21 protein-coding genes are annotated in these 26,271 nt (G+C 53.3%); 20 read left to right on the top strand and 1 reads right to left on the bottom strand.

All coding sequences use genetic code 11. The features are described 5' to 3' along the window. Positions 1–8: 8 nt before the first annotated feature. The 13 genes from LY85_RS06010 (at position 9) to LY85_RS05950 (ending at position 14,221) form a co-directional block, all read left to right on the top strand. Positions 9–1,856 carry an efflux RND transporter periplasmic adaptor subunit gene (locus LY85_RS06010; RefSeq protein ID WP_141825885.1) on the top strand — a complete coding sequence of 616 codons (1,848 nt, stop codon included), beginning with the start codon at positions 9–11 and terminating at the stop codon, positions 1,854–1,856. Further along, positions 1,853–3,214, top strand: a complete 1,362-nt coding sequence (locus LY85_RS06005) for an ABC transporter permease (protein WP_141825884.1) — start codon at positions 1,853–1,855, stop codon at positions 3,212–3,214. The genes LY85_RS06010 and LY85_RS06005 overlap by 4 nt, the downstream gene beginning before the upstream one ends. A 14-nt stretch (positions 3,215–3,228) precedes the next feature. Next, positions 3,229–3,891: a hypothetical protein gene (locus LY85_RS06000; RefSeq protein WP_141825883.1), complete on the top strand. Its 663-nt coding sequence runs from the start codon at positions 3,229–3,231 to the stop codon at positions 3,889–3,891. 17 nt (positions 3,892–3,908) lie between these two features. Then, positions 3,909–4,598 (top strand): ABC transporter ATP-binding protein, encoded by a 690-nt coding sequence (locus LY85_RS05995; protein ID WP_038325314.1) that lies wholly within the window; start codon positions 3,909–3,911, stop codon positions 4,596–4,598. Between the two features lie 19 nt (positions 4,599–4,617). Then, positions 4,618–5,244, top strand: a complete 627-nt coding sequence (locus LY85_RS05990; RefSeq protein WP_141825882.1) for a hypothetical protein — start codon at positions 4,618–4,620, stop codon at positions 5,242–5,244. A 477-nt stretch (positions 5,245–5,721) separates the two neighbouring features. Further along, positions 5,722–7,320: an ABC transporter substrate-binding protein gene (locus tag LY85_RS05985; RefSeq protein WP_141825881.1), complete on the top strand. Its 1,599-nt coding sequence runs from the start codon at positions 5,722–5,724 to the stop codon at positions 7,318–7,320. Between the two features lie 120 nt (positions 7,321–7,440). Next, positions 7,441–8,457 carry an ABC transporter permease gene (locus LY85_RS05980; protein ID WP_038325311.1) on the top strand — a complete coding sequence of 339 codons (1,017 nt, stop codon included), beginning with the start codon at positions 7,441–7,443 and terminating at the stop codon, positions 8,455–8,457. 6 nt (positions 8,458–8,463) lie between these two features. Then, complete coding sequence (gene nikC, locus LY85_RS05975) at positions 8,464–9,378, top strand: nickel transporter permease (protein WP_141825880.1); 915 nt, start codon at positions 8,464–8,466, stop codon at positions 9,376–9,378. Positions 9,379–9,393: 15 nt separating this feature from the next. After that, positions 9,394–10,380, top strand: a complete 987-nt coding sequence (locus tag LY85_RS05970) for an ABC transporter ATP-binding protein (protein WP_141825879.1) — start codon at positions 9,394–9,396, stop codon at positions 10,378–10,380. Further along, positions 10,373–11,356: an oligopeptide/dipeptide ABC transporter ATP-binding protein gene (locus tag LY85_RS05965; RefSeq protein ID WP_141825878.1), complete on the top strand. Its 984-nt coding sequence runs from the start codon at positions 10,373–10,375 to the stop codon at positions 11,354–11,356. The genes LY85_RS05970 and LY85_RS05965 overlap by 8 nt, the downstream gene beginning before the upstream one ends. A gap of 194 nt (positions 11,357–11,550) precedes the next feature. Continuing rightward, complete coding sequence (locus tag LY85_RS05960; RefSeq protein ID WP_141825877.1) at positions 11,551–12,156, top strand: DUF4879 domain-containing protein; 606 nt, start codon at positions 11,551–11,553, stop codon at positions 12,154–12,156. A gap of 34 nt (positions 12,157–12,190) precedes the next feature. After that, positions 12,191–12,628, top strand: coding sequence for a hypothetical protein (locus LY85_RS05955; RefSeq protein ID WP_141825876.1), 438 nt, complete (start codon positions 12,191–12,193; stop codon positions 12,626–12,628). Between the two features lie 423 nt (positions 12,629–13,051). Further along, positions 13,052–14,221 (top strand): iron-containing alcohol dehydrogenase, encoded by a 1,170-nt coding sequence (locus LY85_RS05950; RefSeq protein WP_141825875.1) that lies wholly within the window; start codon positions 13,052–13,054, stop codon positions 14,219–14,221. Positions 14,222–14,332: 111 nt separating this feature from the next. Here LY85_RS05950 and LY85_RS05945 read toward each other — a convergent pair whose 3' ends face one another. Continuing rightward, positions 14,333–15,403, bottom strand: coding sequence for a kelch repeat-containing protein (locus tag LY85_RS05945; RefSeq protein WP_185741123.1), 1,071 nt, complete (start codon positions 15,401–15,403; stop codon positions 14,333–14,335). Positions 15,404–15,564: 161 nt separating this feature from the next. On the opposite strand from LY85_RS05945, the gene LY85_RS05940 reads away from it, so the two are divergent. The 7 genes from LY85_RS05940 (at position 15,565) to LY85_RS05910 (ending at position 26,104) form a co-directional block, all read left to right on the top strand. Next, positions 15,565–16,266, top strand: coding sequence for a 4Fe-4S binding protein (locus tag LY85_RS05940; RefSeq protein ID WP_141825873.1), 702 nt, complete (start codon positions 15,565–15,567; stop codon positions 16,264–16,266). Between the two features lie 19 nt (positions 16,267–16,285). After that, a complete protein-coding gene (gene hcp, locus LY85_RS05935; RefSeq protein ID WP_141825872.1) occupies positions 16,286–17,872 on the top strand; it encodes a hydroxylamine reductase in 1,587 nt (528 codons plus the stop codon). Between the two features lie 11 nt (positions 17,873–17,883). Beyond that, complete coding sequence (locus LY85_RS05930) at positions 17,884–18,225, top strand: cupin domain-containing protein (RefSeq protein WP_141825871.1); 342 nt, start codon at positions 17,884–17,886, stop codon at positions 18,223–18,225. A gap of 255 nt (positions 18,226–18,480) precedes the next feature. Further along, complete coding sequence (locus LY85_RS05925) at positions 18,481–18,906, top strand: Hsp20/alpha crystallin family protein (RefSeq protein ID WP_347562412.1); 426 nt, start codon at positions 18,481–18,483, stop codon at positions 18,904–18,906. Positions 18,907–19,067: 161 nt separating this feature from the next. Continuing rightward, positions 19,068–20,207, top strand: a complete 1,140-nt coding sequence (locus LY85_RS05920; protein ID WP_141825870.1) for a DNA repair exonuclease — start codon at positions 19,068–19,070, stop codon at positions 20,205–20,207. Beyond that, on the top strand, positions 20,197–23,277 hold the full coding sequence (locus LY85_RS05915) for an AAA family ATPase (RefSeq protein WP_141825869.1): 3,081 nt from the start codon (positions 20,197–20,199) through the stop codon (positions 23,275–23,277). Before LY85_RS05920 ends, LY85_RS05915 begins: the two co-directional genes overlap by 11 nt. Before the next feature lie 271 nt (positions 23,278–23,548). Next, positions 23,549–26,104, top strand: a complete 2,556-nt coding sequence (locus LY85_RS05910) for a diguanylate cyclase (protein ID WP_185741122.1) — start codon at positions 23,549–23,551, stop codon at positions 26,102–26,104. Positions 26,105–26,271 lie beyond the last annotated feature (167 nt).

Raw genomic sequence — 26,271 nt, 5'->3', positions numbered from 1 at the left:
GGTCAGTTATGAAAGATAAAGCACTCAAAATAAAGAATAAAGTATTCAGTTTGGTTCAGAATCACAGGAAATTGTGTATCATCATCGCCTCGGGCACCGTCCTGGGTGTTGCTGTTCTGACAACGGTTCTGCTGTATCTCCATCAGATCAAGGCTTCGCAGAATACGGTCAATTACCGCGAGTATACCGTTGAAAAGGGCGACGTAACCGTGGGGACCAGCGAAAGCGGTACGGTTGCGCTGGATGAGCAAACCGTTTCGTTCCCGGTGGATGTCACCATCGACAGCGTGCTTGTGAAGGTGGGCTATTCGGTCAAGGACGGAGAGTCGCTGGTAAAGCTGGACCAGAACAGCGTGACCGACGGGACGCTGGATTCCCGCACGAAGCTGGCGGAGGCGAAGCTATCTCTTGAACAGGCTCTTGCCGATCAGGACAGCAAGCTGAAGACCGCAAAGCTTACTTATGAAAAAAGCAGGTCTGACGCCGCCAACGCGTATACGCAGGAATATCTGGACAAGGCGCAGATTCAGAACGACATCGCTTCCGCCAAGGAGGACCTCAAGGAAAAGCAGGACGACCTTACGAAATACCTTGCTTTGCAGAAAAGCTACCCCACGGATTACGCAAAGCTGAAGCAGCTGAAAAAGTGGAGGGACGACACGGAAACGACAAAGAGCAGCTACGAGGATCAGCTGGAGCAGTATGAAAAGGACCACAAAGCGGCTCTGGATGGGCTCAGCTCGCTGGAGTCGGCGAAGAATTCCGCGTATTCCGCGTGGGTCCTGGCCAAAGCACAGGACGACGGGGAAGATGAGGCAGAAACGGAATACGACGCGGCAAAGGACGCCTACAACGATTATGCCGACTACATAGCCTCTACGGTTTCCGCAAAAGAGGCGCTGGAAACGAAGGTGTCCCTTTACACAGCGGAATATGACAACTATTCCTCAGCTTATGACGATTACAATGAAACCTTCCGGAGCAAGTACGGTTCCAGCTCCAGCAGCAGCGACGACAGCGATACGGCGGCTTCATCGGATGAAATCGACTCCAAAGTGACCTCGCTCCAAAATGAAGTAAAAACGGCTCAGTTTGCACTGGAGAAAGCGCAGAAGTCCGCGTCGGGGAGCATTGACGAAGCGGAGCAGACGCTGCAGAGCAGCCTGATCGACGGCTCCGGCGCCGAAGCGACCTATGAACTGACGGCCAACCAACTCGCGCAGGCGGTTTCCACCCAGCAGGAGACGTACGACAGCCTGCAAAGGGAACTGGACGACGTCAACAGCGCGATTAACGGAGACGGCGTGCTTACCTCTCCCTGCGACGGGATCGTCGTCTCAGTCAGCTACACCGACGGAAGCGACGTAAAGGCGGGGGAAGCGATTATCACGATTGCCAAAACCTCCTCCGTCAGCATGTCCGTTTCCCTGTCGGAAGAGGACGTCACCGACCTGTCCATCGGTCAGGACGCGGAAATTACGCTGACCTCGTATGAGGGCCAGACCTTCCCCGCAGCGGTGGAAAGCATCGCCGCTTCCCCCTCGCGCAGCGGGTCCGCTTCCGTTACCTATGCGGTCACGGCAAAGATGACCGACTCCAATACGAAGAAAGTGTTTGTAGGCATGAGCGGGGAAGTCGAGTTTATCAAGAAGCAGAAAAAGGATGTGCTGTATGTTTCCGATCAGGCCGTTACCTTTGAGGACGGCGTTTCCAGCGTGCTGGTGAAAAACGCGGACGGTACGACCAAAAAGATGACGGTGACAACCGGGTTCTCCAACGGGCAGTACGTTGAAATCGTAAGCGGCCTGCAGGAAGGAGAAACCGTTCTGGTCGAAAGCGCGGTGACGAAGTCATGAGATTCAGTGAAATCCTTCATCTGGTATGGATCAATATTATGGAAAGCAAAACCAAGGTTATGCTGACCTCCCTCGGGATTATCGTCGGCGCCGCGACCATCGTACTGGTCATTGCCATTGGGCACGGCGGAGAGGTGGACGTTCAGGAGCAGTTTAAAACCCTGAACGTCGGCGCGATCAATGTGACCGTCAGCACGGAAGCCGATATGGCCGACGCGATGGCGGGCGGTATGATGCCCCCGGGTGATATAGGCGGCGGCTTCGGCGGAGGCGGAAGCTTTGGAGGAGGAACCCGCACAGGCGGGGGCAGCGGCGGAGGAAGCCGGAGCGGAGGCGGCGGAATGCCGGGCGGAGGCCAGATGGGCGGGGGAAGTACCAGACAAAAGGGCGTGACCCTTACCACGACGGACGTCGAGGATATCCTCTCTTATGTGCCCGACCTTTCATCCGCGTCGATCGTCCTCAGCGGAACGGGCGCGGTGCTGACGGATAATCTGGACGAGGAAACAGACGAGACGATCGTCGGCTGCCTGCCGGAGTACCAGAATATCAGCAATCTGGAGCTGCTGCAGGGCGATTTTATTACGCAGGACGACGAGGACAGCAAGAATAAGGTCGCGGTCATCGGCAACAGTCTGGCGAAAACACTGTTCGGCAGCGCCTACGCCGCTTACGGCGATGTGCTGACGATCGAGGGGAAAACCTATACGGTGGTCGGCGTGCTTTCGGAAATCGGAACGGTCTCGTCCGGCGTCAGCCCCGACGATTCCATTTATCTTCCTTATTCCACGGCGCAGAAATTCGTACTCGGCAGCACGGCCACCCCGTCCATCATGGCGATCGCTTCAGATGTGAAAGAGGTTTCCAGCGCCATGACCAATATTACGGCGGTACTGACGGAAAATTATCCGAACGGAAGATTTACCCTGACGGACGCGGGCAGCGAAATGGAGGCGGCGACCACTTCGGCTAATACGCTTTCCATGCTGCTGATCGCCGTCGCGATCATCGTATTTATCGTGGGCGGTATCGGCATTATGAATGTGCTGTTTGTGTCGGTCAGAGAGCGCACGCAGGAGATCGGCATTTTAAAGGCACTGGGATGCAGCAAGAGGGAAATCCTGATGGAATTTCTGGTGGAAGCAAACTTTATGAGCACCTTCGGCGGAGTGCTCGGCGTCATTGCCGGGTTTGCCCTTGTCCCGGCGGTGCGCATGGCAGGAATGACGGTGGAACCGCTTGCCGTGAGCGGCGTTCTCGCGCTTGCGTTCGCAGTGGTGACCGGCACGGTGTTCGGGTTTTATCCCGCCTATAAGGCGGCCCAGCTTACGCCGATCGAAGCTTTGCAGCAGGAATAAAAGGAGGAGTAAACATGATAAAAAGAAGAACTTTATGCGTCCTCATGGTTCTGCTGGTTGCGGTATCCGCCCTCACCGGCTGCTCGTCGGGGAAGACCTCCCAGAGCGAGGGGGAGCGGACGACGTCCGGGCTGAGCCGTGAAAACCGGCAGGAAGGGACGCGCAGGGGCACAAAAGACAGCGGCGCGCAGGGAGACTCCTCTTCGCAGTCGCAGGATCAGATCATCGGGAAGGTGACTTCCATTGTCGGGAATGAAGTGGAGCTGGAGCTCGGAACGATGTCCGGGGCAAGCGGCTCTTCCTCGGGGGAATTCGTATCCTCCGGCGAAACAAAGACGCTGCTGATACCCGTGGGGCTTTCCCTGTCGGGTTCCGGTACGGGGGGTACGGCGCAGGCCGGGGGAACGGCCGGAGCAGGCACGGGGAACGCCCAGCAGGGAGGAACGCCGGGCGGAACTGCCGCCGGGCAGACCGGAACGGGGACCTCCGCCAACCGGTCGGGTTCGTCCAAATCTGGCTCTACCACCAAGACAACGGCCGGTACCGCCACAGCGGGAACGACCACGAAACGCACGAGCGGATTTTCCAGTATTAGCGCGGGAATGGTTCTGCGGATCTCACAGAAGGAAGTCAACGGGACGCTGACGGTCGTCAAAGTGGCCGTTGTATCGAAATAAACGAAGGGGCGCCGGAAATGGAAAATATCATTACCATGAATAAAATCCACAAATGCTATAAGGTCGGCGGCGATACCCTGGATGTGCTCAAGCATATTTCACTCGATGTGGAGTCGGGCGAATACCTTGCGGTTCTGGGGCCCTCCGGCTCCGGAAAAAGCACGCTGATGAACATCATAGGCTGCATGGACAGCTTTCAGGACGGAGAATATTTTTTGACCGGACAGCCGGTCCATCAGATGAACGACGCGCAGCTGACGCATCTCAGAAATCAGCAGATCGGGTTTATCTTTCAGAAATATCACCTGATACAGAAGTACGACGTGCTGCAGAACACCATGCTTCCTCTGCTGATCCGCGGGGAAACCCGTAAAAAGGCGGAGGCTCTTTCCAGAGAAAGACTGGAGATGCTGGAAATGGATCAAAGAATCCACCATAAGCCGAACGAGCTTTCCGGCGGCCAGCAGCAGCGGGTCGCCATTGCCCGCGCGCTGGTCGGCAGGCCGAAGCTCCTTTTGGCGGATGAACCGACGGGCGCGCTCGATTCCGCAACCGGCAAGGAGGTCCTGAAGCTGTTCAGCCAGCTCAATGAAATGGGAAACACCATCGTGATGATTACCCATGACCTGCACGTGGCGTCCCACGCGAAACGGGTCATCAATATTATCGACGGCGAGCTTTTTGAAAACGAGACGGCTACGGCCTAGTGAGAATGGAGGAACTGCCATGATAAAGAAAATGAGGACCGCGGTGCTGGTTCCGGTCATCGCGCTGCTGCTCGCAAGCTTTTCCGCCGCCGCTTTTGCGGATTCGGCGCTGAACGATGAAAACTGCGCCGCGTCGGTCACACTGAATGAGATTTCGCTGGTGCAGAACACCAGCTATGTCAGCGAAGCGTATTTCGGGGTCATTTATCTGCGGGTCGACGACGACAGTATCATCAAGGCTTCGGCGGACTCACAGGGGCATGTGGTGATGACCGCCGTCGCCGCCGGTACCACCAAGGTGCGGTACTATTACAGGACCCTTGCGGAGAGCGACTGGACAAGCGCGACGGTGCCCGTCACCGTAACGGGTTCCTCCGCAGCTCCTGCCGTTTCCTCTTCGGGGCTTGTGTTTTCCCAGAGCAGTGTAAAAATCGCGAAATTCGGCGACTATACGCCGGACAATATTACGCTGAACGGAAATAAGGTGGAGGCTTCCTCGCTTTTGTGGGTGTCCTCTTCCACCGGCGTGGCTGCCGTAGACGCGTCCACCGGAAAAATTACGGCAGTGGGCGGGGGGACTGCGGTCATTTATGCCATAGACCCTACGACAAAAGCCGCGGCGGACATCAGTGTTTCCGTCTATTAGTGCAATTCCATTTCAGTTTGCGAGATAAAATGCGCTCCTCCCCGCCGAAGGCGGGGAGGAGCGCAACCTTGCTGCAGAATCAGCTGGAAATGCTCTAAGCTCGGTTATCAGGACGGAAAACGCGGGGAAATTTTTGGGAATATACCCTTTGTTCCGGTCGTGAAAAAATCATCGAAACAGGTCTGTCAGGAATATTCTTTGCTGCTTTGTGCAAATGTTCTATAGGAACCTGTAATTTCCATAAACTATTGGCATTATTCTGCAACTTTACTCTTGCAAACTTGCAAATAAAATGATAAAATAGGCTTGTTTAAAGCAAAGGCGCTTGACTGATGGTGTTAGGCGCCTGTCTTTTTATCCCGTTGCTTTCCCCATTTACAGTGTTTTGGCTTAAAAGCGTGACTACGAAACCCTATCAAAGCGAAATCCTGTTAAAGCAAAAAATTGGATAAAAGAATGATGAAGAGAGGTTTTACAATGAAAAAGAGCAAAAGACTGCTGGCTGCCGTTCTTGCGGCAGTGATTGCCTGCGTCGGTTTGACGGCTTGCTCGGGCGGCAGCAAAAGCAGCACCGCGGCGGAGAGTGGCGCGGCATCTGCGGCAGATACCGGCAAAAGCAGAGCACAGGACACCCTGATCTACGCACAGGGCGCCGATCCCAGAGGTCTGGACCCGGCACTTGTGGATGACGGTGAATCCGCGAAGATCATGGTAAACATTTACGAAGGTCTTTTAAAGTACGACAAAGATTCCACAAAGGTTCTCCCTTCCCTTGCGGAAAGCTGGGATGTCAGCGACGACGGTCTTACATATACCTTCCATCTGAAAAAGGGCGTCAAGTTCCAGGACGGCACCGATTTTAACGCAGAAGCCGTTAAATTCAACATTGACCGTCAGCTTGCCCCGAACGTAACGGAAGATATGGGCTACGCCGGATTCGTATTCGGCTCCGTCAAGGATGTTGAAGCCGTGGATGAAAACACGGTCAAAATCAACATGAAAGCCGCCTGCACACCGTTCTTAAACAACCTCGCCATGTGCCTGGGCGCACCGATGGTCAGCCCCAAAGCGCTGAAGGACAACAGCAATAACGTCAATGAGCATCCTGTCGGCACCGGCCCGTACAAATTCGTAAGCTGGACCAAGGGCCAGAACGTTGTTCTGACACGCAACGACGAGTACTGGGGCACCAAGGCTCTGACAAAGAACGTTATCTTCAAGTTCATCAAAGACAACTCCGCAAGAGTGGTTGCCCTGAGCAACGGCGAAGCCGATATGATCGACGGAATCGACGCAACGGTCGTCAGCCAGATTGAAAGCGCGGGCAACAAGATTTACGAAGCTCCGGGCATGAACATCAACTATCTGGCTTACAATACTACCAAAGCGCCCTTCACCGACGCGAAGGTCCGCGCGGCAGTTTCCCAGGCCATTAATGTTCCCGAACTGGTCAAGAGCCTTTATCAGGGCTATGCAGACCCCGCCACTTCCGTCCTGCCTACCTTTATGGAGGGCTACGACGCAAGCATCAAGCAGGTTTCTTTTGATCAGGCGGCCGCGAAATCCGCCCTCGCCGCAGCAGGCGTAAAAACGCTTCACATGATTACCTACACCAACCCGAGACCGTATAATACCGCAAACGGCCAGGCGCTTGCAGAAGCCATCCAGGGCTACCTGCGCAACGCGGGCGTGGAAGCCACGATCGACGCTTATGACTGGACCACCTACAAAGAGAAGGTCAAGGCAGGCGATTACGATGTCTGCTTCTACGGCTGGACGGGCGACAACGGCGACCCGGATAATTTCATGAACCTGATGGCCGACAAAGACCCGACCATGAACGTTGCCCGCTATGACAACGCCGACTATAAAGCACTGATTGCGAAAGGCCTCGCCACAAAGGCCGGCGACGACCGCAACAAGATTTATACGGATCTTGAAAAGAAAGCTGCCGAAGAAGCCGTATGGCTCCCGATTTCCCATGGCAAGACTCTTTGCGGCTACAGAAGCAACGTAAAGGATTTCTACTACCACATGACCGGTGTTGTGTTCCTTTCCGGTGTTTCCAAGAGCTAAACTGGTGTTTGTAGACAAAACGCAGATTTTTGTTTGAAATGATTCTATGAATTGCCGGAGGTTGTTCAATACGACTTCCGGCATCCTTGTTTGTTATGATGCAACGAAAGGTTGTTTTAAATGTTCAAGTATATCGTCAAGCGCATATTGATGCTGATTCCCGTGCTGCTGGGAGTTTCGGTCATTGTGTTCTTAATCATGCGGGTTTTTTCACCGGACCCGGCTCCGATCGTTCTGGGGCAGCACGCTACGGTGGAAGCCGCCAACGCGTGGCGCGCGGCAAACGGCCTGGACGCCCCGCTTTATATCCAGTTCTTTAACTTTATCAAGGGCGCCGTCACCGGCGACCTCGGAACGTCTTACTATACAAAAACTCCTGTTACACAGGAGATTTTCTCGCGTTTCCCGGCTACGATCGAGCTTGCGATTGCCGCTATTATTTTCGCGTCTCTTTTCGGCATCATCATCGGCGTTATTTCCGCGGTGAAAAAGAATTCCTTTTTTGACCACGCGGGAATGGTGCTCGCGCTGATCGGCGTTTCCATGCCGATCTTCTGGCTGGGCATTCTGCTGATCATTTTATTTGCCGGTGTGTGGCATATCCTGCCCTCCGGCGGCCGGATCGACCCGCTTCTGCAACCCATGGCGGCTTCGGGCTTTTACCTGTTCGACACGCTTGCCATCGGGGATACGGAGGCTTTTGTCGACGTGCTCCGGCATTTGATTCTGCCGGCGCTGGCGCTCGGCATGTACTCCATGGCGATTATCACCAGGATGACCCGTTCCAGCATGCTGGAAACGCTCAATCAGGATTACATACGTACGGCGCGGGCGAAGGGTGTGTCCGAAGGGAAAGTGATTACCCACCACGCGCTGCGCAACGCGATGATCCCCGTCACAACGGTCATCGGTCTCCAGCTCGGCTCTCTTCTGGGCGGAGCGGTTTTGACGGAAACCGTGTTTTCCTGGCCGGGTATCGGCAATTATACCGTGGAATGCATTCTGAAATCCGATTTCCCCGTCGTACAGGGAGTCGTGCTTCTGATCGCGTGCATTTTCGTGCTCATTAATCTTGTCGTAGACGTTGTTTACGCGTTTATTGATCCCCGCATCAAATTTTCAAAGAAAGAAGGTTAGCTTGTTATGACACAGAATAAAGCAGAGCAGCCGCAAACGGAATCTTCATCACAGGCAGCCGTCGTTCTCGAGAAACCGGAATCCCAGTTAAAAGAGATGTGGGAATCGCTTTGTGAGGACAAAGCGGCGATTACGGGCCTCATTGTCATTGGGTTCCTCGCGCTGCTGGCGATTTTCGGACCGCTGATCATGCCGTACGATCCGAATTTATCGGATATGACGAAGAGCTTTATCCAGCCGAACGCCGAGCACTGGTTCGGAACCGATCAGCTTGGCCGCGATATTTTCAGCAGAATTATTGCCGGAACGCGTATTTCTCTTACCGTTGGCCTGAGCGCGGTCGCCCTTTCCCTGACGGTCGGCGTCGTGCTGGGTTCCGTTGCCGGTTATCAGGGAGGAAAAACGGATACGATTATCATGCGCTTCATGGACATGATGCTCGCCATTCCCTCCATCCTGCTGGCCATCGCCTTTATGGCGGCTCTGGGCAAGGGCATCGATAAGGCGGTTATCGCCATCGGCCTGGTTTCCATCCCCGAATACGCGCGCATTGTGCGCGGCTGTATCCTGTCCGTCAAGGAAAACGACTATGTACAGGCGGCCAGGGTCATCGGAAACAAAAATAGCCGCATTATTTTCAAGCATATTCTTCCGAATGTGCTTTCCTCCATTGTGGTCAGGGCAACGCTGGGGATTTCCACCGCGGTTCTTGACACCGCCGCTCTGGGCTTCCTGGGCCTCGGCGTACAGCCACCGGCGGCTGAGTGGGGCGATATGTTAGGCAGAGCGAGGGGCTTTATCTTCACCGCGCCCTACACGCTCATTTTTCCGGGTGTTGCCATTACCCTGACGGTTCTGGCGTTTAATTTGCTGGGCGACGGTCTACGCGACGCGCTCGACCCGAAATCTAGAAAGAATTAGAGGCGGTGAAGTTTTATGTTGCTTGAAGTAAACCATTTAAAAACGAAATTTCAGCTGAAACATGGCACCGTCAACGCCGTGGACGATATCAGCTTCTCATTAAATAAAGGGGAAATCCTGGCGATCGTGGGAGAGTCCGGTTCCGGAAAGAGCGTAACGTCGCTTTCCGTCATGGGCCTTGTGCAGGAACCGGGCAAGGTAACGGAGGGGGAGATCCTGTTCAAGGGCGAGGACCTCCTGAAAAAGAGCAAGTCGGAGATGCAGGCGATCCGCGGGGACCAGATCTCCATGATTTTTCAGGAGCCGATGACTTCGCTCAACCCCGTATACCGCATTAAGGACCAGATCATGGAGAGCATCATGACGCATATGAAGCTCTCTAAAAAAGAGGCGTGGGAACGCGCCGTCCATATGCTCGACATCGTGGGCATTCCTTCCCCGGCGGAGCGCGCCAAGGATTACCCGCACCAGATGAGCGGCGGTATGCGCCAGAGGGTCATGACCGCCATGGCGCTCTCGTGCCGCCCGGAGCTGCTGATCGCCGACGAACCGACCACCGCGCTGGACGTGACGATCCAGGCGCAGATTCTCGACCTGCTTTATCACATGCGTGAAAAATTCAACATGGCCGTCCTGCTGATCACCCATGACCTTGGCGTGGTGTCGGAGGCCGCCGACCGCGTCATCGTAATGTACTGCGGGAAAATCGTTGAGGAAGCGGATGTGAAAACACTGTTTGAAGAGACGATGCATCCCTATACGCTCGGCCTGCTCCGCTCCATCCCCAGACTGGAGGATGAGAGCAGCGAACCTCTCTATATGATCAAGGGCATGGTGCCGAATCCGCTGAAAATGCCGTCCGGCTGTGCTTTCTCCGACCGCTGTGACCGGTGCATGGACTGCTGCCGCGAAAAGATGCCGGCACTGGTTGAAAGGGACGGCCATAAGGTGCGCTGCTTCCTTTACGGAACGGAAACAGAGGAGGCGGAAAATCATGAGTGAAGTATTGGTAGAAGTAAAAAATCTGGCCAAGTATTTTAATCTGGAAAACGACTTTTTCGGCCGCCCGACCAGCGTCCTGAAAGCGGTGGACGACGTGTCGTTTGCCATTCATAAGGGCGAGGCCTTCGGCCTTGTCGGCGAATCCGGCTGCGGGAAAACGACGATCGGCAAAATGCTGGTCAATCTTTATACCCCTACGCGCGGACAGATTATTTTTGAAGGCACCGACCTGACCAAGCTGTCCGAAGAAAAGCGCCGCGGATTCTGCAAGGACATTCAGCTGATTTTCCAGGACCCCTATGCTTCGTTAAACCCGAGAATGACGATCGGCGATATCATTGCGGAGCCGATCAAAATCAACAAGCTGCTCCCCAGCAATGAAATTGAAAAAAGGGTCACTTATCTTCTGAACTGTGTCGGGCTGGCCAACCATCAGAGGAACCGCTACCCGCATGAGTTTTCCGGCGGACAGCGTCAGCGTGTCGGCATTGCGCGCGCGCTCGCCGTACAGCCAAAACTGATCGTATGCGACGAGCCGGTTTCCGCGCTGGACGTTTCAATTCAGGCACAGGTGCTGAACCTTCTGGATGAACTGAAGGCGGAATTCGGCCTGACCTATCTGTTCATTGCACACGGCCTGAACGTCGTGAAGCATATCAGCGATCGTGTGGGCGTGATGTATCTGGGAAAGCTGGTGGAAATCGCGCCAAAAAAAGAGCTGTATTCCAACCCGCTCCATCCTTATACGCAGGCTCTGCTTTCCGCGATTCCGTTTATTGGCCCGACAAAATCCAAGCAGCGCATTATCCTGACCGGCGACGTGCCGAGCCCGATCAATCCCCCCGAGGGGTGCCGTTTCTGCTCGCGCTGCTTCAAAAAGACGGACGAGTGCGACGGATATACGCCGCAGCTCCGCGAAGTGTCCCCGGGACATTTCGTTTCCTGCCGCCTTTACGACGAGTCGGCGCCCTCCTGATTGATAAACCGGCAACCGGACTGCTTTTCAGCAGTCCGGTTTTTTTATGTAAAATAATTCGATTATGTTATTAAATTTGACAATTGTGTTCATAAGTTTTATTATGAGAATAAAGAACAGTCAATTATATACGAGGTGATATATCCAATAAACGACTGTCTAATTTTTGGATGAACAGAAAGAAGGTATAGTTCGTGAAAAGGTTGAAAAAAATATTGACTATTGTGCTTGCAGTGTCTGCTTGCGTTGCTTTTAACACGACAGTACTTGCCAAAAGCACGGAGAAAGCTTCATTGAAGCAGGCTGGTCTTGAACAATCTTCTGCGGTGATGGTCAATCAGGCTAAAGAAGAGATAGCGAAAGCGGTAAAGGAGAAGTCTCAGGAACAGGATAACTCAGTTACACCATTAAGTGCCGCACCACCGTTGACAGCGGTATATATAAATAGTATTGTATCAGATCAGTCGATTGAAGAACATGGCAGCGATGTTAATCAGGGAATCGAGTTTTTTAACTGGAATACAGTTGGAAAAGGAACCGTTTATGACCATGGTGGCGAAGCTATGATTTGTACCTATGAGATTGGCTATGCTGATACTTCGAGCCGGAAACCCATGTATAAAGGAGTTAAGGCGGAATTATACTCTAATCAAGCATATGATCCAAACGGGGATCGTATTGCAGATGGATTTATTCAACTCTGGATTTTGGAGAATGTAGACAGCGGTTCATTTACGTATGAAGCGAAATCCGATATATATCCATACTATACGCAAAATGATTGGCTGGTAATCCAGTAATCATAAAATAAATAACTTGAAGGAGTTGTATCCTATGCAGATAAATTCAGTGGCCGCTTCCCCGGTCTGGAAGTATTCTTCAAGCGAAAAGGGCAAGACTTCACAGACGGCTCAGAATCAAAACTACCTGATCTTTGATTCTACGCCGAAAGAAGTGGTTTCCAAATATAATATCAATCAAATCAGCGAAGAGGAATACGACCAAATGACACGGGAACTCTGGCTGAATAAAAATGAAGAATCAAAACAATTGGGAAGAGCTTTGATAGGGAATCAGCTGATGGATGATCCAACAACCAATTTCTCTGCTACCGATGGACAAAATATGCTTTGTTTTGCCAACGGCGGAAACGGTACAAATATGCTTGATGCGGTTTTGGAAAAGTACAAACAGCAGCTTTCTTTAAACAGCGACATTGCATCGACTTATTTGAAATTATATCAAACTTTATGGGATCTAAGCAAAAAGTAGTCGGAATTATCTGCTTATTTCTCCGTAACCAAAGATTCCATCGGTGTAAACCGGTGGAATCTTTGGTTATTAAAAAAATAATTTTTAGATACTCCCTGTCAGGAGTATTTTCCGCGGGGATAATTACAGCATTTCCGGCTGATTCTGCAATTAAGATTGCGTTCCTCCCCCGCCGAAGGCGGGGGAGGAACGCGTTTTTTTTGCAAACTGAAACGGAATTGCTGTAAAGCTGATCTACAAACAAGAGGGCGGAAAGCGACTTTTTTATTTGGAATTACATAAAAATCCAACTGGGAAATCATACTAAATAAAATGAATAAAACACCTTGAAAATTGTGGAACAAAGTGGTATGATAATAATCAAACAAAGATTGTTATACTTTTAACAATTATGAATAAAAAATGAATTTAGGAGGAACATTTATGGCACGATTCACCTTACCAAGAGACATCTACTTCGGACCGAACGCAATCAGCGAGCTGAAAAATTTGAAAGGCTATCAGAAAGCTTTTATTGTGACCGGCGGCCATTCCATGAGAAAAACCGGATTCCTGCAGAAGCTGGATGATGTTTTGAAAGATGCCGGCCTGCAGACCCTGATCTATGACGGTGTCGAGCCGGACCCGTCTATCGAAAGAGTATACGACGGCGCCAAGGCCATGCGCGAGTTTGAGCCGGACGTGATCGTTGCCATCGGCGGCGGTTCCCCCATGGACGCTGCAAAGGCAATGTGGGTGTTCTACGAATATCCGGAGAAAACCTTTGACGATATCAAAAATCCTTTCACCATGCCGAAGCTCAGAAAGAAAGCAATTTTCGTCGGCATCCCCTCCACGAGCGGAACCGCTTCGGAAGTGACGGCTTTCTCCGTAATCACGGACTATTCCACCGATATCAAGTATCCTCTTGCCGACTTTGAAATTACACCGGATATTGCGGTTCTGGATTCCGATATCCCGATGACCATGCCGAAAACCCTGACCGCACATACCGGTATGGACGCCCTGACCCATGCGATCGAAGCCTATGTTGCCTCCGCCCGTTCGGACTTTTCGGACGCACTGGCACTCAAGGCGATTTCCAGCATCTTTGACAGTATCCTTGATTCCTATCACGGCGACGCCGAGGCGCGCGGCAAAATGCATATCGCCCAGTGCCTTGCCGGTATGGCGTTTTCCAACGCGCTTCTGGGAATCTCTCACAGCCTTGCCCATAAGACGGGTGCGGTGTTCCATATTCCGCACGGCTGCTGCAACGCCATCCTGCTGCCGAACGTCATCCAGTACAACTCCAGAGTCTGCATGGAAAGATACGCTCAGATTGCCAGGGAAGTCGGCCTGCCGGGCGCTACGGACAAGCAGCTGACCAATTCCCTTGTGGAAGCGGTCCGCGAGCTGAACAAAAAGCTCAATATTGCCCAGACCTATCAGGCAAACGGCGTCAGCGAGGAAGACTTCAAGGCGCACTGCAAGGAAATTGCGGTCAACGCCGTCGGCGACCCCTGCACGGGCTCCAACCCAAGAGAGACCGACGCGGACAATATGTTGAAAGTCCTTACCTGCGCCTATTACGGCGAAGATGTCACCTTCTGATTACAAGTTCATTAACCATAACAAAGCAAAGCGGCCGGGAACGATATCGTTCCCGGCCGCTTTGCTTTGCAGACAATAGGTTTTTTCCGCGCAAATGGGCTGCGTCGGTATTTACGGAACATATTTTTCCACGGAAGAAAGCGCCGTTCCAATATTCCAGCCGCCAATCGCGAAAATCTTACCCTTCAGGTCTTTTGTACCGAACCAGGTCCTGGGGACTGTCATAGGCGCCTTTTCCGTCCATTTATTCAAATTCGGGTCGTATTCCTCTACGGAAGAGAGAACGTCCTCTCCGTTGCTTCCGCCGAACACATCGATTTTTCCTTCGACAGCCTCTGTCTGAAATTCCATCCGAGACACGGCCATGGGGGCGCGTTCTGTCCATTTGTCGGTTTTGGGATCGTATTCTTCCACGGTGGGTAAAAGGTTCCCGCCGCCGTCACATCCGCCCATCGTAAAAATTTCCTCTCCCACCGCCTGTAGCTCAAACTTATATCTTGCTGTCGGCATGGGTGCCCTGACCGTCCATGCGTCCGTCTGGGGATCGTATTCCTGTACGGTCTTACCGAATGCGAAAATTTTACCGTCTAACACGGCGGTACGGCAGTCATAGGCGGAAATCTTCACAGGAATCTGTGCTTTGCGGGACCATGTATCGGTTTCCGGGTCATACGCTTCCATTGTATTGGCCGATTCCGCTCCGCCCATTGCGTAAAGGATTCCATTGACCGTTTCCGTTAAAAAAGCGGATCTGGGAACGGACATCGGTGCTTTTTCCGTCCAGAGGTCCGCGGCCGGGTCGTACGCTTCCAAAGAAGACAAACCGCCGATTTTATCCTGATCGGTTTGTTTTGTGCTGCTCCAGCCGCCGAACGCGTAAATCTTTCCGTTTACCGTCCGGGTCTGAAATTCCGTTCTGGCGTTAAGCATAGGTTTTCTTGCTGTCCACTGGTTAGACACCGGGTCGTAGCATTCCACAGAGGACAGGCTTTTGGAATCCGACCCCAGACCGCCCAGCACATAAAGCTTATCCCCGACGGCTTCTATCTGGAACTGGTCTCTCGGAACAGCCATAGAAGGGCTTTTTGTCCATCCGGGAATCGCTTCAGCAGGTGCGCATCCTTGCGCAAAGAGCATGATTCCCGCCGTAAGCACGGAAAGTATCTTTTTTGTTGCTTTCATATCATTCCTCCGCTGCATGGTCAATCGCAATATTTCTTAAAATTCAGTATATTCCGTTGTCAAAAAAATTTCAAATAAATTAAATTTTGTAGCCGTGGATACCGAAATAACAAAAGCAGAATGATATACTGAGGCCAACAAAACAAATGGAGGAACGTTGAATGAAAAGACATATCGTTCAGATTGATTCTGATAAATGCAATGGCTGTGGCCTGTGCATCAGCGCCTGCCACGAAGGCGCTTTGCAGCTGATAGATGGAAAAGCAACCCTGATCAGCGACAGCTACTGCGACGGACTCGGAAACTGTCTCCCCGAATGCCCGACCGGCGCGATTCAGATTATTGAGCGCGAAGCCGGGGAGTACGATCAGGAAATGGTAGACGCCAAAATGAAACAGAAGGCGGTCCAGCCTCCTTTCGGGGGATGTCCGTCCATGCGCATGAAGACGTTTGACCGTGCGCCCGCCCCGGTCCAGCCGGCGGCTCCGGCAGCCGCCCGCTCGGAGCTGCGCCAGTGGCCGTGCCAGCTGAAGCTGGTCGCGCCGAACGCCCCGTATTTTGAAAACGCGCACATTGTCATCTGCGCGGACTGCACGGCTTATGCCTGCCCGAATATTCATCAGTTTATGAAAAATAAAATCACGCTGATCGGCTGTCCGAAACTGGACGACCTCGATTACAGTGAAAAGCTGACGGATATTTTGAACCTGAACGACATTCAAAGCGTCACCGTTGTGCGTATGGAAGTGCCCTGCTGCGGCGGAATGGTCAACTATGTAAAGACCGCTCTGCAGAATTCCGGGAAAATGATCCCGTGGCGTGTCATTACCGTCGCCACCGACGGTGAAATATTAGAAGATTAATTGAAGGAGGAAAAGGAAGATGTTTTGTTTTCAGTGTGAACAAACCGCCGGAGGAACCGGATGCACAAAAATGGGGGTGTGCGGAAAAAGCAGCGTGACCGCCGATTTTCAGGATGAACTGACCGGCGCGCTGGTCGGCCTGGCCAAAGCGGCTGGGAATTCCGGAAGGACCCCAAAATCGGATGAGCTGATTTTGCGCGGCCTGTTTATGTGCATTACCAACGTGAATTTCGACAATAAGGCAATTGAGGCGCTTACCGCCGAGATCAGGAAGGAAAAGGATTCGCTGACGCCCGGCTGCGCTGCCTGCAGTTCAAAATGCGGAGGTACCGACGACCTTGATCTGGAACAGCTTTGGAACAGCGACGAGGATATCCGTTCGCTGAAATCTCTGCTTCTGCTCGGCATGAGAGGAATGGCGGCGTACGCGTATCACGCCTATGTGCTGGGTTATACCGACGACGAGGTGACCGGCTGGTTCTACAAGGGGCTGACGGCGATCGACTGCGAACAGGACCCGTCCCGCCTGCTGGAGCTTGTGATGGAATTCGGCCAGGTTAACCTGAAGTGCATGGCCCTGCTGGATCAGGCCAATACGGAGTCGTTCGGCAATCCCGTACCGACCGAAGTGAGCAATACCATTGAAAAAGGCCCGTTCATTGTTGTTTCCGGCCATGACCTTTACGATTTGAAACAGCTTCTGGAGCAGACAAAGGACAAGGGGATCAACATCTATACGCACGGTGAAATGCTGCCCGCGCACGGCTATCCAGAACTGAAAAAGTATTCGCATCTGAAGGGCAATTTCGGTACCGCGTGGCAGAATCAGCAGAAGGAATTCCTAAATGTTCCGGCGCCGTTCCTGTTTACGACAAACTGCCTGATGCGCCCCATGCCGTCCTATGCCGACAGGGTTTATACGACCGCGGTGGTCGGCTATCCCGAAATGCCCCACATCGGCGAAGTGAATGGTAAAAAGGATTTCAGCATTGTGATCGAAAAAGCGCTGGAGCTCGGCGGATACGAGCAGGACGTGCATATGCCCGGCATCAACGGCGGCGAAAAGCTGATGACCGGCTTCGGCCACAACACCGTGCTGTCGGTTGCCGATCAGGTGATCGAGGCGGTGAAATCCGGCGCTCTGCGCCACATTTTCCTCATTGGCGGCTGCGACGGCGCAAAGCCCGGCAGAAACTATTTCACCAAGCTGGTGGAGCTTACCCCGCCGGACTCCGTCGTTCTGACCTGCGCGTGCGGGAAATACCGCTTTAACGACCTCGATATGGGGACGCTCGGCGGCCTGCCGCACATTATGGATATGGGCCAGTGCAACGACGCCTACTCCGCGATCAAGGTTGCGGTCGCTCTTTCCGAGGCTTTCGGCTGCGGCGTCAACGACCTGCCGCTGTCCATCGTGCTTTCCTGGTATGAGCAGAAAGCGGTCTGCATCCTGCTGACCCTGCTGTCGCTCGGGATTACCAATATCCGCCTGGGCCCGACGCTTCCCGCGTTTGTATCCCCGAACGTTTTTAAAATACTGGTAGAGAAGTTCAACATCATGCCGATCACCACACCTGAACAGGATCTGGCCGCCATGCTGAAATAGGAGGTCACCGTATGCAAAAAAATTATATCAGAAATATCGATTTTTCGACCGCGCTGACTTTGGCGGAGCTGGTAACCTATCAGCCGGGTCAGGTCGTCAGCAAGACGCTGGCGCAGAACCCGGCGGTCAGCCTGACGCTTTTCGCTTTTGACCAGGGGGAGGAGATCAGCTCCCACGAGTCGAACGGCGACGCGATGGTCATCGCGCTGGACGGAGAGGGCGAAATTACCATCGGTTCCGAAAAGCATCTTCTCAAAGCCGGACAGACCATCGTTATGCCCGCGAAAACGCCCCACGCGGTCTATGCTTCCCAGCAGTTCAAAATGTTTCTGGTCGTCGTGTTCCCCAATTGATCCTTCCTCCGTCAGAACCGGCCCTTCGGTGATTCCGTATCGCCTGAAGGCCGGTTTTCCTTTTGCCTGAAACGTGATTCTTCCCATTCTAATCGGAAATTTTGATTAATTTTAGCACTCTAAACTTAAGAGTGCTAAAATTAATAATTTGGTCATATTTTATATGATTATTTTTCATAATCATCGGATATAGTAAGAATTGTAAAAGGAAGCAATGCTTCCGAAGAAATCAAATGAATGAATATGGAGGTTTTGATGATGTTTGATTTAATGCCGTTTGGACGCAGGGAAAACAACTTGTTCAACTATTTTGATAACATGGAGAAAAACTTCTTCGGCGATCTGTCGCAAAGCTTTTCCGCTTTCCGTACGGATGTGATCGATAATGGCGACAAGTATTTGCTGAAGGCGGAGCTGCCGGGCTTTAAGAAGGAAGATATCAAGATCGATATCGAGGGCGACAGGCTTACCGTCAGCGCGGAACACAAGGACGAAACCGAGGAGACAAAGGACAATTACATTCGCAGGGAGCGCAGGTACGGCTCGTTCTCCCGCAGCTTTGATATCTCCGATGTCAAAGCCAAGGAGATCTCCGCGGAGTACAAGGACGGAGTTCTGGAGCTGAGTATGCCGAAGGTGGAAACCGTGGTGCCCGAAAGCCGCAGAATAGAAATCCGTTAACAGCAAAGGCCAAAGGCCGCCCGGGATTTTCCCGGGCGGCCTTTTTCGTCTGCTTTGGGGGCCTTCCGCTCCGTCGGCAAAGCCGCCCGGCAATTGCTTTCCCCTGCTGATTTTGATATAATAGAAACAATTAAAGGAATATTGTCCGGGGGCGTATAGGAATGAATAAAATAAAAATACTGCACTGCGCTGACCTGCACCTCGGCGCGGAGCTTACCTCGCTGGGGAGCAAAGCGGGCCAGCGCAGGGAAGAAATGCTGATGACGTTTGACAGGATCGTCTCCCTCTGCAAAGAAGAAGGCGTGGAGCTGCTTCTGATCGCCGGGGATTTTTTTGAAAGCTCCGGTACGGATGCCGCGACGGTCCGTTCCGTAAAAAAGGCGCTGTCCGAAATTCCGGAAACGGCGGTTGCCGTTGCACCGGGGAACCACGACTATGTTTCTCTGGATTCCCCGTACGCCGACCCGGACTGGCCGGCAAACGTACATATTTTTCAGTCCGGCTTCGACTGTTTTGAGCTGCCCGGAAAGGGCGTGCGCGTGTGGGGCGCGGGATTTACGGGAACCTATGTCACGGAACCTCTTTTGGGAGAAACCGGCGCGCCCCAGGGCGACCTGCTGAATATCTGCGTCCTGCACGGGGATCTGGTCGCCGAGAACCAGTCGAGCAATTACAACCCGATCACCCCTTCCCGGATTCGTTTCAGCGGCATGGATTACCTTGCGCTCGGCCATATTCATATGCGTACCGAAATCCTGCACAGCGGAAGGACCGCTTACGCCTACTGCGGCTGTCCGGAGGGCAGGGGCTTTGACGAGCTGGGGGACAAGGGCGTTTATATCGGTACCGTGAGCAGGGACAGGCTTGACCTCGCTTTCCGCCCGGTGTGCCGAAGGAAAAATTTAGAGGTCCGCGTCGATATCGGCGGGGTGTCGGCAAACAACGAAGCGGCGGCCGTCGTCCTTCACACGCTGCAGCGGCAGTTTGGGGAGACGTATGCGGACAATCTTTATAAAATCATTCTGGAGGGCGCGCTGGACGCTTCCTTTTCGCCGGACTGCGCCGCGATTGCGGCAAGGCTGGAAAACGGGCTGTATTTTGTGAAGCTCAGGGACGAAACGCGTCTGCGGGCCGACCTGAACGCGCTGTCCAAGGAAACCTCCCTAAAGGGGATTTTTGTCCGGCGCATGCTGGAAAAAATCGGCGCCGCGGCGGGCGAAGCGCAGAAGGAACAACTCCGGCGCGCGCTCGATATCGGCCTGAAAGCGTTTGACAGCGAGGTAAAGCTGAATGAAAATTAACAGGATTTACATTGGACACTTTGGCAAACTGAGGGAGTATACGCTCGATCTGACGGACGGCCTCCATATCCTCTATGGAAATAACGAGGACGGAAAAAGCACCATCATGGCGTTTATCAGAATGATGTTTTACGGTTCCGAAGGCAGAAGCGGCGACCTTTCCAAAAATATCCGCAAAAAATATCAGCCCTGGGACGGGGCTAAAATGTCGGGATTTCTTGAATTTGGGGATAACGGGACCGTCTATCGGCTGGAAAGACTGTTCGGCGCATCCAACGCGACGGATAAAATCAGCCTGTGGAATACGGCGACCGGGGAAAAAGAGAAGATCGCCAGCAACACCGATCTTGGCCAGCGCTTTTTTGGAATCGGGGCCGCGGCGTTTGAAAAAAGCGTCTTTATCGGGCAGGCCGGGAGCATGGCCGGTGCGGACAGGGACGATGAAATTACCCAGAAGCTTCTGAACCTGGTCTCCACCGGGGATGAAAGCGTGTCGCAGAAACGGGTGGAAACCCGTCTGCAGGCCGCCATGAACGAGCTGAAATCCAAAAGCGGTAGGATCGGCGTGCTGGATAAAGGCTATCAGCAGCAGGAACAGCTTGCTCAGGAGCGGGCGGCGGCTCTGGAGGACGAGGAAGAAAAAAAGCGGATGGAGCGCCGGTATGCCGAGCTGAACGAAAAGAAAGAAGCTTTGGAACAGAAATATCAGTATTATACAACTCAGTCTGATCTGCAAAAAAAGCTTATTCAGCTTCAGAATCTGGACAAAGTCGTTCAGAAGCAAAGGGAGCTCAACGCGCAGATCAAAGAATATGAGGAGAAAGCCGGGCGCCTTACTTCAGGCGGCACTGTCTTTAACGAGGAATTTGTTCAGAACGCGGAAGAAAGGATCACTCAGGTCCGGTCTCTTCAGCAGCTTCTGGAGGAGAGAAACAGGAATGTCCTTACCCTGGAGCAGGAGGACCCGTCCTCCGGCGAGCCGGTTGAGGAAATTTCACCGGAAGTGCCGGAGGAAGTAAAGAAACGGGACCAGGAGCGTGCACAGGTAAGCCGGGACATTCTTGCTCTTCGGGAAACCATTCGCCTCGCTGCCGAAACGGAGAAAAAACGGTCGGCTCTGGCGGAAGCAGAAAAGGCGCTGCAAACGCAGATACGGCAGAAGCAGGAGCAGGAAAACGCCTGCAAAGAGGCTTCTCTGGAGCTGGAAGAAGCGCGGCGGTCCTGTCAGACCTGCCGGGAGGACCTTGACCGGAAAAAGAAAGAGCTTGCGCTCGCCGGACAGCGCAGGGAAAGCGCGAACACGGCGTATCAGGCCGCCGGGCAGCATTTGAAATCCGTACAGGCTCTTTCCGCGCAAAAAATCGAAACGGCGCAGGAGCGGCTGAAACAGGCCGGTACTCCCCGGCAGGTAATGGTCAACGAAAATGCCGGGCGCGAAATCAGAAAAGGGCTGCTGATCGGGGCGATTCTGATCGCCGCCGCATCGGTTGCGCTGGGAATCGCCCTGTCGCCCGTCTGCTTTGCCGGTTTGGCCCTCGCCGGAGTGACGGCGGTTCTCTCTGTTGGGAAGACCAGAACCAGAGCCGTGGCCACGACGGTCGTGGACGAGGCCGAAGCCGCGGCGGCAAAAGCAAATCTGGAAAGCGTGCGTCTTGCCGCGGAACGGGAAGCAGAAGCCGCAAAGCGGGCGGAAGAGGAAGCCGCGGGCGAATGGCAGGCGGTGTCGGCCAGAGAGGAACAGGTACGGAAGTCGGCCGCTCAGGCGGAAGAGCTCTGCCGCATGGCGGAGGAGCAGATGTCCGCCGCGGAACGTGGGAATCGTGAACTGGAGCTGAAACTCGGGTTTATCGAGGAAAAGCTTGACGGCCTTTCAAAGGATGTGCGGGAAAAACGCGCGGAGCTCCCGGCGGACGGCCCGGAACAGCGGACCGATCTATCCGCTCTGCGGGAGGAGCTGAACGCGAAAACGGCCCGGGAAGCGGCGCTTGCGGACAGGATAAATTCTCAGCTTCAGGCGCTGGGGTGCCGGACAGTGGAGGAGCTTCAGGACAAGCTGATGCGGTTCCGGAGCGTTCAGGCGCGGGCGGCCATGAGACGGGAAAATCTGGACAGGGCGAATGAGGCCCTGGCTCAGGCGCAGGAAAGCCTGCGGGAGCAAACCGGCGCCTTCCTTTCCTTTGTCAGTACATACCGGCCGGTCTCCTCTTTTGAGGAAGCGGCGAGCGCCGTACAGGAGCTGAAAAATCGGATGGAGGAGCTCCGTTCCATGCGGCAGAAAATCGAAAGCCAGTCGGAATCCCTCAAGGAGCAGGGACAGGGGAAGCCCGCCGAACAGCTTGAGCAGGAAGCCGGGGCGGCGCGGGAAGAGATTCTCAGTGCCGGCGCAGGGCAGCTGCCGGAGCCCCTGGACGATCAGGGTGCGGAGAACCTCAGGCGGCTCGGTGCCGAATGCTTTCAGCAGCTCCAGCAAACAAGGGAAGAATTGATTCAGACGGGCTCCGAAATCAAAAACCGGTTCGCGGGGAAAAAGAATGTCAGTGAGCTGGAAGAGGAAACGGAGGAACTGCAACAGGAAATTGCGGAAAAGGAATCGGAGTATCAGTCCCTCAGCCTTGCAAAGGAAACGCTCACAGAGGCCTTCAATGAAATCCGCCAGAGCTTCGGTCCCCTTCTGAACGAAAAAACCGCCCGGATCTTCAGCAGCATCACGGGCGGAAAATATCAGAATGTGATCGTTTCCAAGAATTTCGATATCAACGTGCAGGACGCGGAAAACGCGGTTTCACACGAATGGCAGTATCTGAGCAGCGGCACGATCGATCAGGCGTATTTCGCGCTCAGGCTGGCGGTCGCGGAGCTGCTTTCGGAAGAGGGTCCGAAGCTCCCGCTGCTGCTGGACGACGTTTTTCTGCAGTACGACGACGAACGGACAGGACAGGGACTGAAATTCCTCGCCGATTATGCCGGGAACAGCGGCGGCGCCCAGATCATCCTGTTTACCTGTCACAGGAACATTCCGGAAATGGTCAGCCGGGAAGGCCTGAGCGCCGTGACGAAAAAGATCGGCTAAACCGTATGTGCCTGCTATTTTGCCAAAAGAACCGATATGCCGCGCTTTTAAATGGAAATTGGAAATAAATGGTTTCTTTTACATTCATTTTATGATATTATAAGTATAGGTATGGAATTATCTTTAGTAATCCTGCTGGGGACTGGTGGAAATTTCGTCGTCTTGGAGGAGTATTTCAGTGAAAAGAAGAATCAATACGCCCATAACAGCAATTTTGATAATCGCTATTTTTGTTGGGTTTATGATTCTGTCTTTCAGCAGATATTCTTTTTTGCTAAACCGAACTTTTGAAGAAGAAGTGCAGGAAAATCTGCTGTCTGATACCCAGCATAATGCCAAAATGGTCAACATAGAACTGAACAACACGATTTCCTCCATGGAACTGGCCGCTCAGGCAATCGGCGCGAAAAATGCCGCGCTGGACAAGGCCTCTGTGAAGGACCTGCTGGTTGATTTGAAGAAAGCGGATCAGTCGGCTGCGGTCGGGGTGGGGCTGCCGGACGGAACCTGTTGCCTTGCCGGGGGACAAACCATCCAAATCGGCGACCGTCCCTATTTTCAGCAGGCACTGAACGGCAAAACGACCGTTTCGGTGGTGTCCCAGTCCAGAACGGACGGTACCCGCAGCATCGTCGTGGCCGTGCCTGTCCGTCACGGGGGAAAAATTACCGGCGCCATCAGCTCCATTATCCCTGCAAAATCGTTCAGCAGCCTGCTGAACGCGGAAAGCTCCGGGGAAAAGGGAGAATGCTGGCTTGCACGCGGGGACGGAACGGTGATCGCCTCGCCGGATTCCCGGCAGACGGAGGAGAATATTTTTACGGACACGCAGCTGGCACTGGAGGACCCATCCGCTCTCGGCCAGATCAAGTCGGCCATGGGAAACGGACAGAAGGGGAGCTCTCACTATTACTCCAATATGGGGGAGTATTATGTTTCCTATACGCCGATCGGTATGGAGGACTGGTATGTGATCGGTACGGTTTCCATCAATGCCGTTACCTCGAAATCCAACAAAATTCTGACGTATACCGTCTCTTTGGTAATCAAGCTTACCATTGGACTGATTTTGTTTGCGGCTTATGTTATTCTGTCGGAAAGAAAGAACAGGGAGCGGCTCCGCAGGAAGAACGACGAGCTGAAAAGCACCAAGGTGGAGCTGGAAACCTTCATCGCCAACCTGCCGGGCGGCGCGTTCCGCTTCAGCGCCGACGAAAAGGCGGAGTTCCAGTTTGTGAGCAACGGGCTTCTGAAAATGCTGGGATATACCCTGGACCAGTTTCTCGGCGCCTATGACCGTTCCTTCTACAACATGATTTATGAAGAAGACCGTATGCAGACCATCAGCAGCATTCACCATCAGATTTCCAAAGAGAATTTCGCGGAGGTAAAATACCGGATCGTCACGGCGGACGGGAATATCCGCTGGCTGCTCAACCGGGCTAAAATTGTGACGCATGAGAACGGGTACCGGGAATTTTTCGCCGTCGTTGTGGATATTACCGAGTCGAAACAGGCGCATAAAAAAGCGAATGAGATCATGACGCAGCTGCAGACGCTGGCAAACAGCATCCCCGGCGGCGTGGCGCAGTACCTGTACGACGGGGGACTGAAGCTGGTCTACGCGAGCGACGGGTTCTATAAGCTGTGCGGATATACCAAAGAAGAATACGCCCGGCTCCCGGGCGAAGAAGGAATCCGCAATGTGCACGCCGAAGATGCCCAGCTTGTGTCGATTCTGCTGAAAAGGCAGATCGAGGAAAACAGGCCCGTTACCGCGGAATTCCGCATGGTAAAGAAAGACGGCGGCGTCATCTGGGTCTCCCTGAGCGGAACGCACACCGTCAATCAGAACAATCAGGTGATTTACCAGTGCGTTTACACGGATATTACCTCGCTCAAGCAGACGCAGGAAGAGCTGGAAGTGGAAAGGGAGCGTTACCAGATCGCGGAGAACCTCTCCGACGATATCATGTTTGAATACGATATCATAACCGACCGGATGGATTTTTCCCCGCTTTTCACCGCTCTGACCGGGCAGTATCCGCACATCCAGAATTTCATGAAGGATATTCTAAACAACCAGAGCATTTGCATGGAAGACCTGCAGCAGTTTCGGACTCTGTTAAAGGAGTTCCAGCTGGGCAATACGGAGTATGAAATCGAATTCCGTTTCATTACCAAAACGGGCCGGCTTGTCTGGCACCGCGTGAAAGCGAAAATCATGTACGACTCCTACGGTAAACCGAGCAAAGCGGTTGGCAAGGCGTATAATATCGACAGCCAGAAGAAGGAAATGCAAAGGCTGATGGACAAGTCGCAGCGCGACGCGCTGACGAATCTTTACAATAAGACCGCCACGCAGTCCCAGATCGAGGATCATCTGTCGGGTGCGGATACATCGGGAATCCACGCGCTGATGATGATCGATATTGACAATTTTAAATCCATCAACGACCAGTTCGGACACATGGCCGGGGACAAGGTGATCTGCGACATTTCCGCGAAGCTCCAGAAGCTGTTCCGTACTTCCGATGTGGTCGGGCGTATCGGCGGGGACGAGTTCCTCGTGTTTCTGCGCGATATCTCTACAGACGACCTGATCGCGGAAAAGGCGGAAGCGATGTGCGACATCTTCCGCAATACCCATGCGGACGGCCATATGGAATACAGCATTTCCGGCAGCATCGGCATCGCCATGTATCCGGCCGACGGGAGAACGTATCCGGAGCTTTATCCCAAAGCGGACAGCGCGCTTTACAAGGCGAAAAAGCAGGGCAAGGACTGTTTTGCTTTTTATTCCGATTCATCGGACTGCGAAAAATAAAGAATGACGGGCGCGCGGCATGGAATACTGAAAATTCCATGCCGCTTTTTCGTTTCCGGATGTCGATAAAATGCAGCCGGGCTGTCAATACTATAGCGATCGCATTTCAGTTTGCAAGACAAAACGCGTTCCTCCCCCGCCTTCGGCGGGGGAGGAACGCAACCTTG

It is taken from the genome of Clostridium sp. KNHs216 (assembly GCF_006714885.1).
Lineage (GTDB): Bacteria > Bacillota > Clostridia > Oscillospirales > Acutalibacteraceae > Caproiciproducens.
This window is presented reverse-complemented; position numbering and strand designations above follow the sequence as displayed.

Coding starts and splice junctions, on each gene's coding strand:
- LY85_RS05930 (WP_141825871.1), top strand. CDS start 17,884: ATGCAAAAAAATTATATCAGAAATATCGATTTTTCGACCGCGCTGACT.
- LY85_RS05980 (WP_038325311.1), top strand. CDS start 7,441: ATGTTCAAGTATATCGTCAAGCGCATATTGATGCTGATTCCCGTGCTG.
- LY85_RS05940 (WP_141825873.1), top strand. CDS start 15,565: ATGAAAAGACATATCGTTCAGATTGATTCTGATAAATGCAATGGCTGT.
- LY85_RS05965 (WP_141825878.1), top strand. CDS start 10,373: ATGAGTGAAGTATTGGTAGAAGTAAAAAATCTGGCCAAGTATTTTAAT.
- hcp (WP_141825872.1), top strand. CDS start 16,286: ATGTTTTGTTTTCAGTGTGAACAAACCGCCGGAGGAACCGGATGCACA.
- LY85_RS05955 (WP_141825876.1), top strand. CDS start 12,191: ATGCAGATAAATTCAGTGGCCGCTTCCCCGGTCTGGAAGTATTCTTCA.
- LY85_RS06010 (WP_141825885.1), top strand. CDS start 9: ATGAAAGATAAAGCACTCAAAATAAAGAATAAAGTATTCAGTTTGGTT.
- LY85_RS05995 (WP_038325314.1), top strand. CDS start 3,909: ATGGAAAATATCATTACCATGAATAAAATCCACAAATGCTATAAGGTC.
- LY85_RS05920 (WP_141825870.1), top strand. CDS start 19,068: ATGAATAAAATAAAAATACTGCACTGCGCTGACCTGCACCTCGGCGCG.
- LY85_RS06005 (WP_141825884.1), top strand. CDS start 1,853: ATGAGATTCAGTGAAATCCTTCATCTGGTATGGATCAATATTATGGAA.
- LY85_RS06000 (WP_141825883.1), top strand. CDS start 3,229: ATGATAAAAAGAAGAACTTTATGCGTCCTCATGGTTCTGCTGGTTGCG.
- LY85_RS05950 (WP_141825875.1), top strand. CDS start 13,052: ATGGCACGATTCACCTTACCAAGAGACATCTACTTCGGACCGAACGCA.
- LY85_RS05925 (WP_347562412.1), top strand. CDS start 18,481: ATGATGTTTGATTTAATGCCGTTTGGACGCAGGGAAAACAACTTGTTC.
- LY85_RS05945 (WP_185741123.1), bottom strand. CDS start 15,403: ATGAAAGCAACAAAAAAGATACTTTCCGTGCTTACGGCGGGAATCATG.
- LY85_RS05970 (WP_141825879.1), top strand. CDS start 9,394: ATGTTGCTTGAAGTAAACCATTTAAAAACGAAATTTCAGCTGAAACAT.
- LY85_RS05915 (WP_141825869.1), top strand. CDS start 20,197: ATGAAAATTAACAGGATTTACATTGGACACTTTGGCAAACTGAGGGAG.
- LY85_RS05985 (WP_141825881.1), top strand. CDS start 5,722: ATGAAAAAGAGCAAAAGACTGCTGGCTGCCGTTCTTGCGGCAGTGATT.
- LY85_RS05990 (WP_141825882.1), top strand. CDS start 4,618: ATGATAAAGAAAATGAGGACCGCGGTGCTGGTTCCGGTCATCGCGCTG.
- nikC (WP_141825880.1), top strand. CDS start 8,464: ATGACACAGAATAAAGCAGAGCAGCCGCAAACGGAATCTTCATCACAG.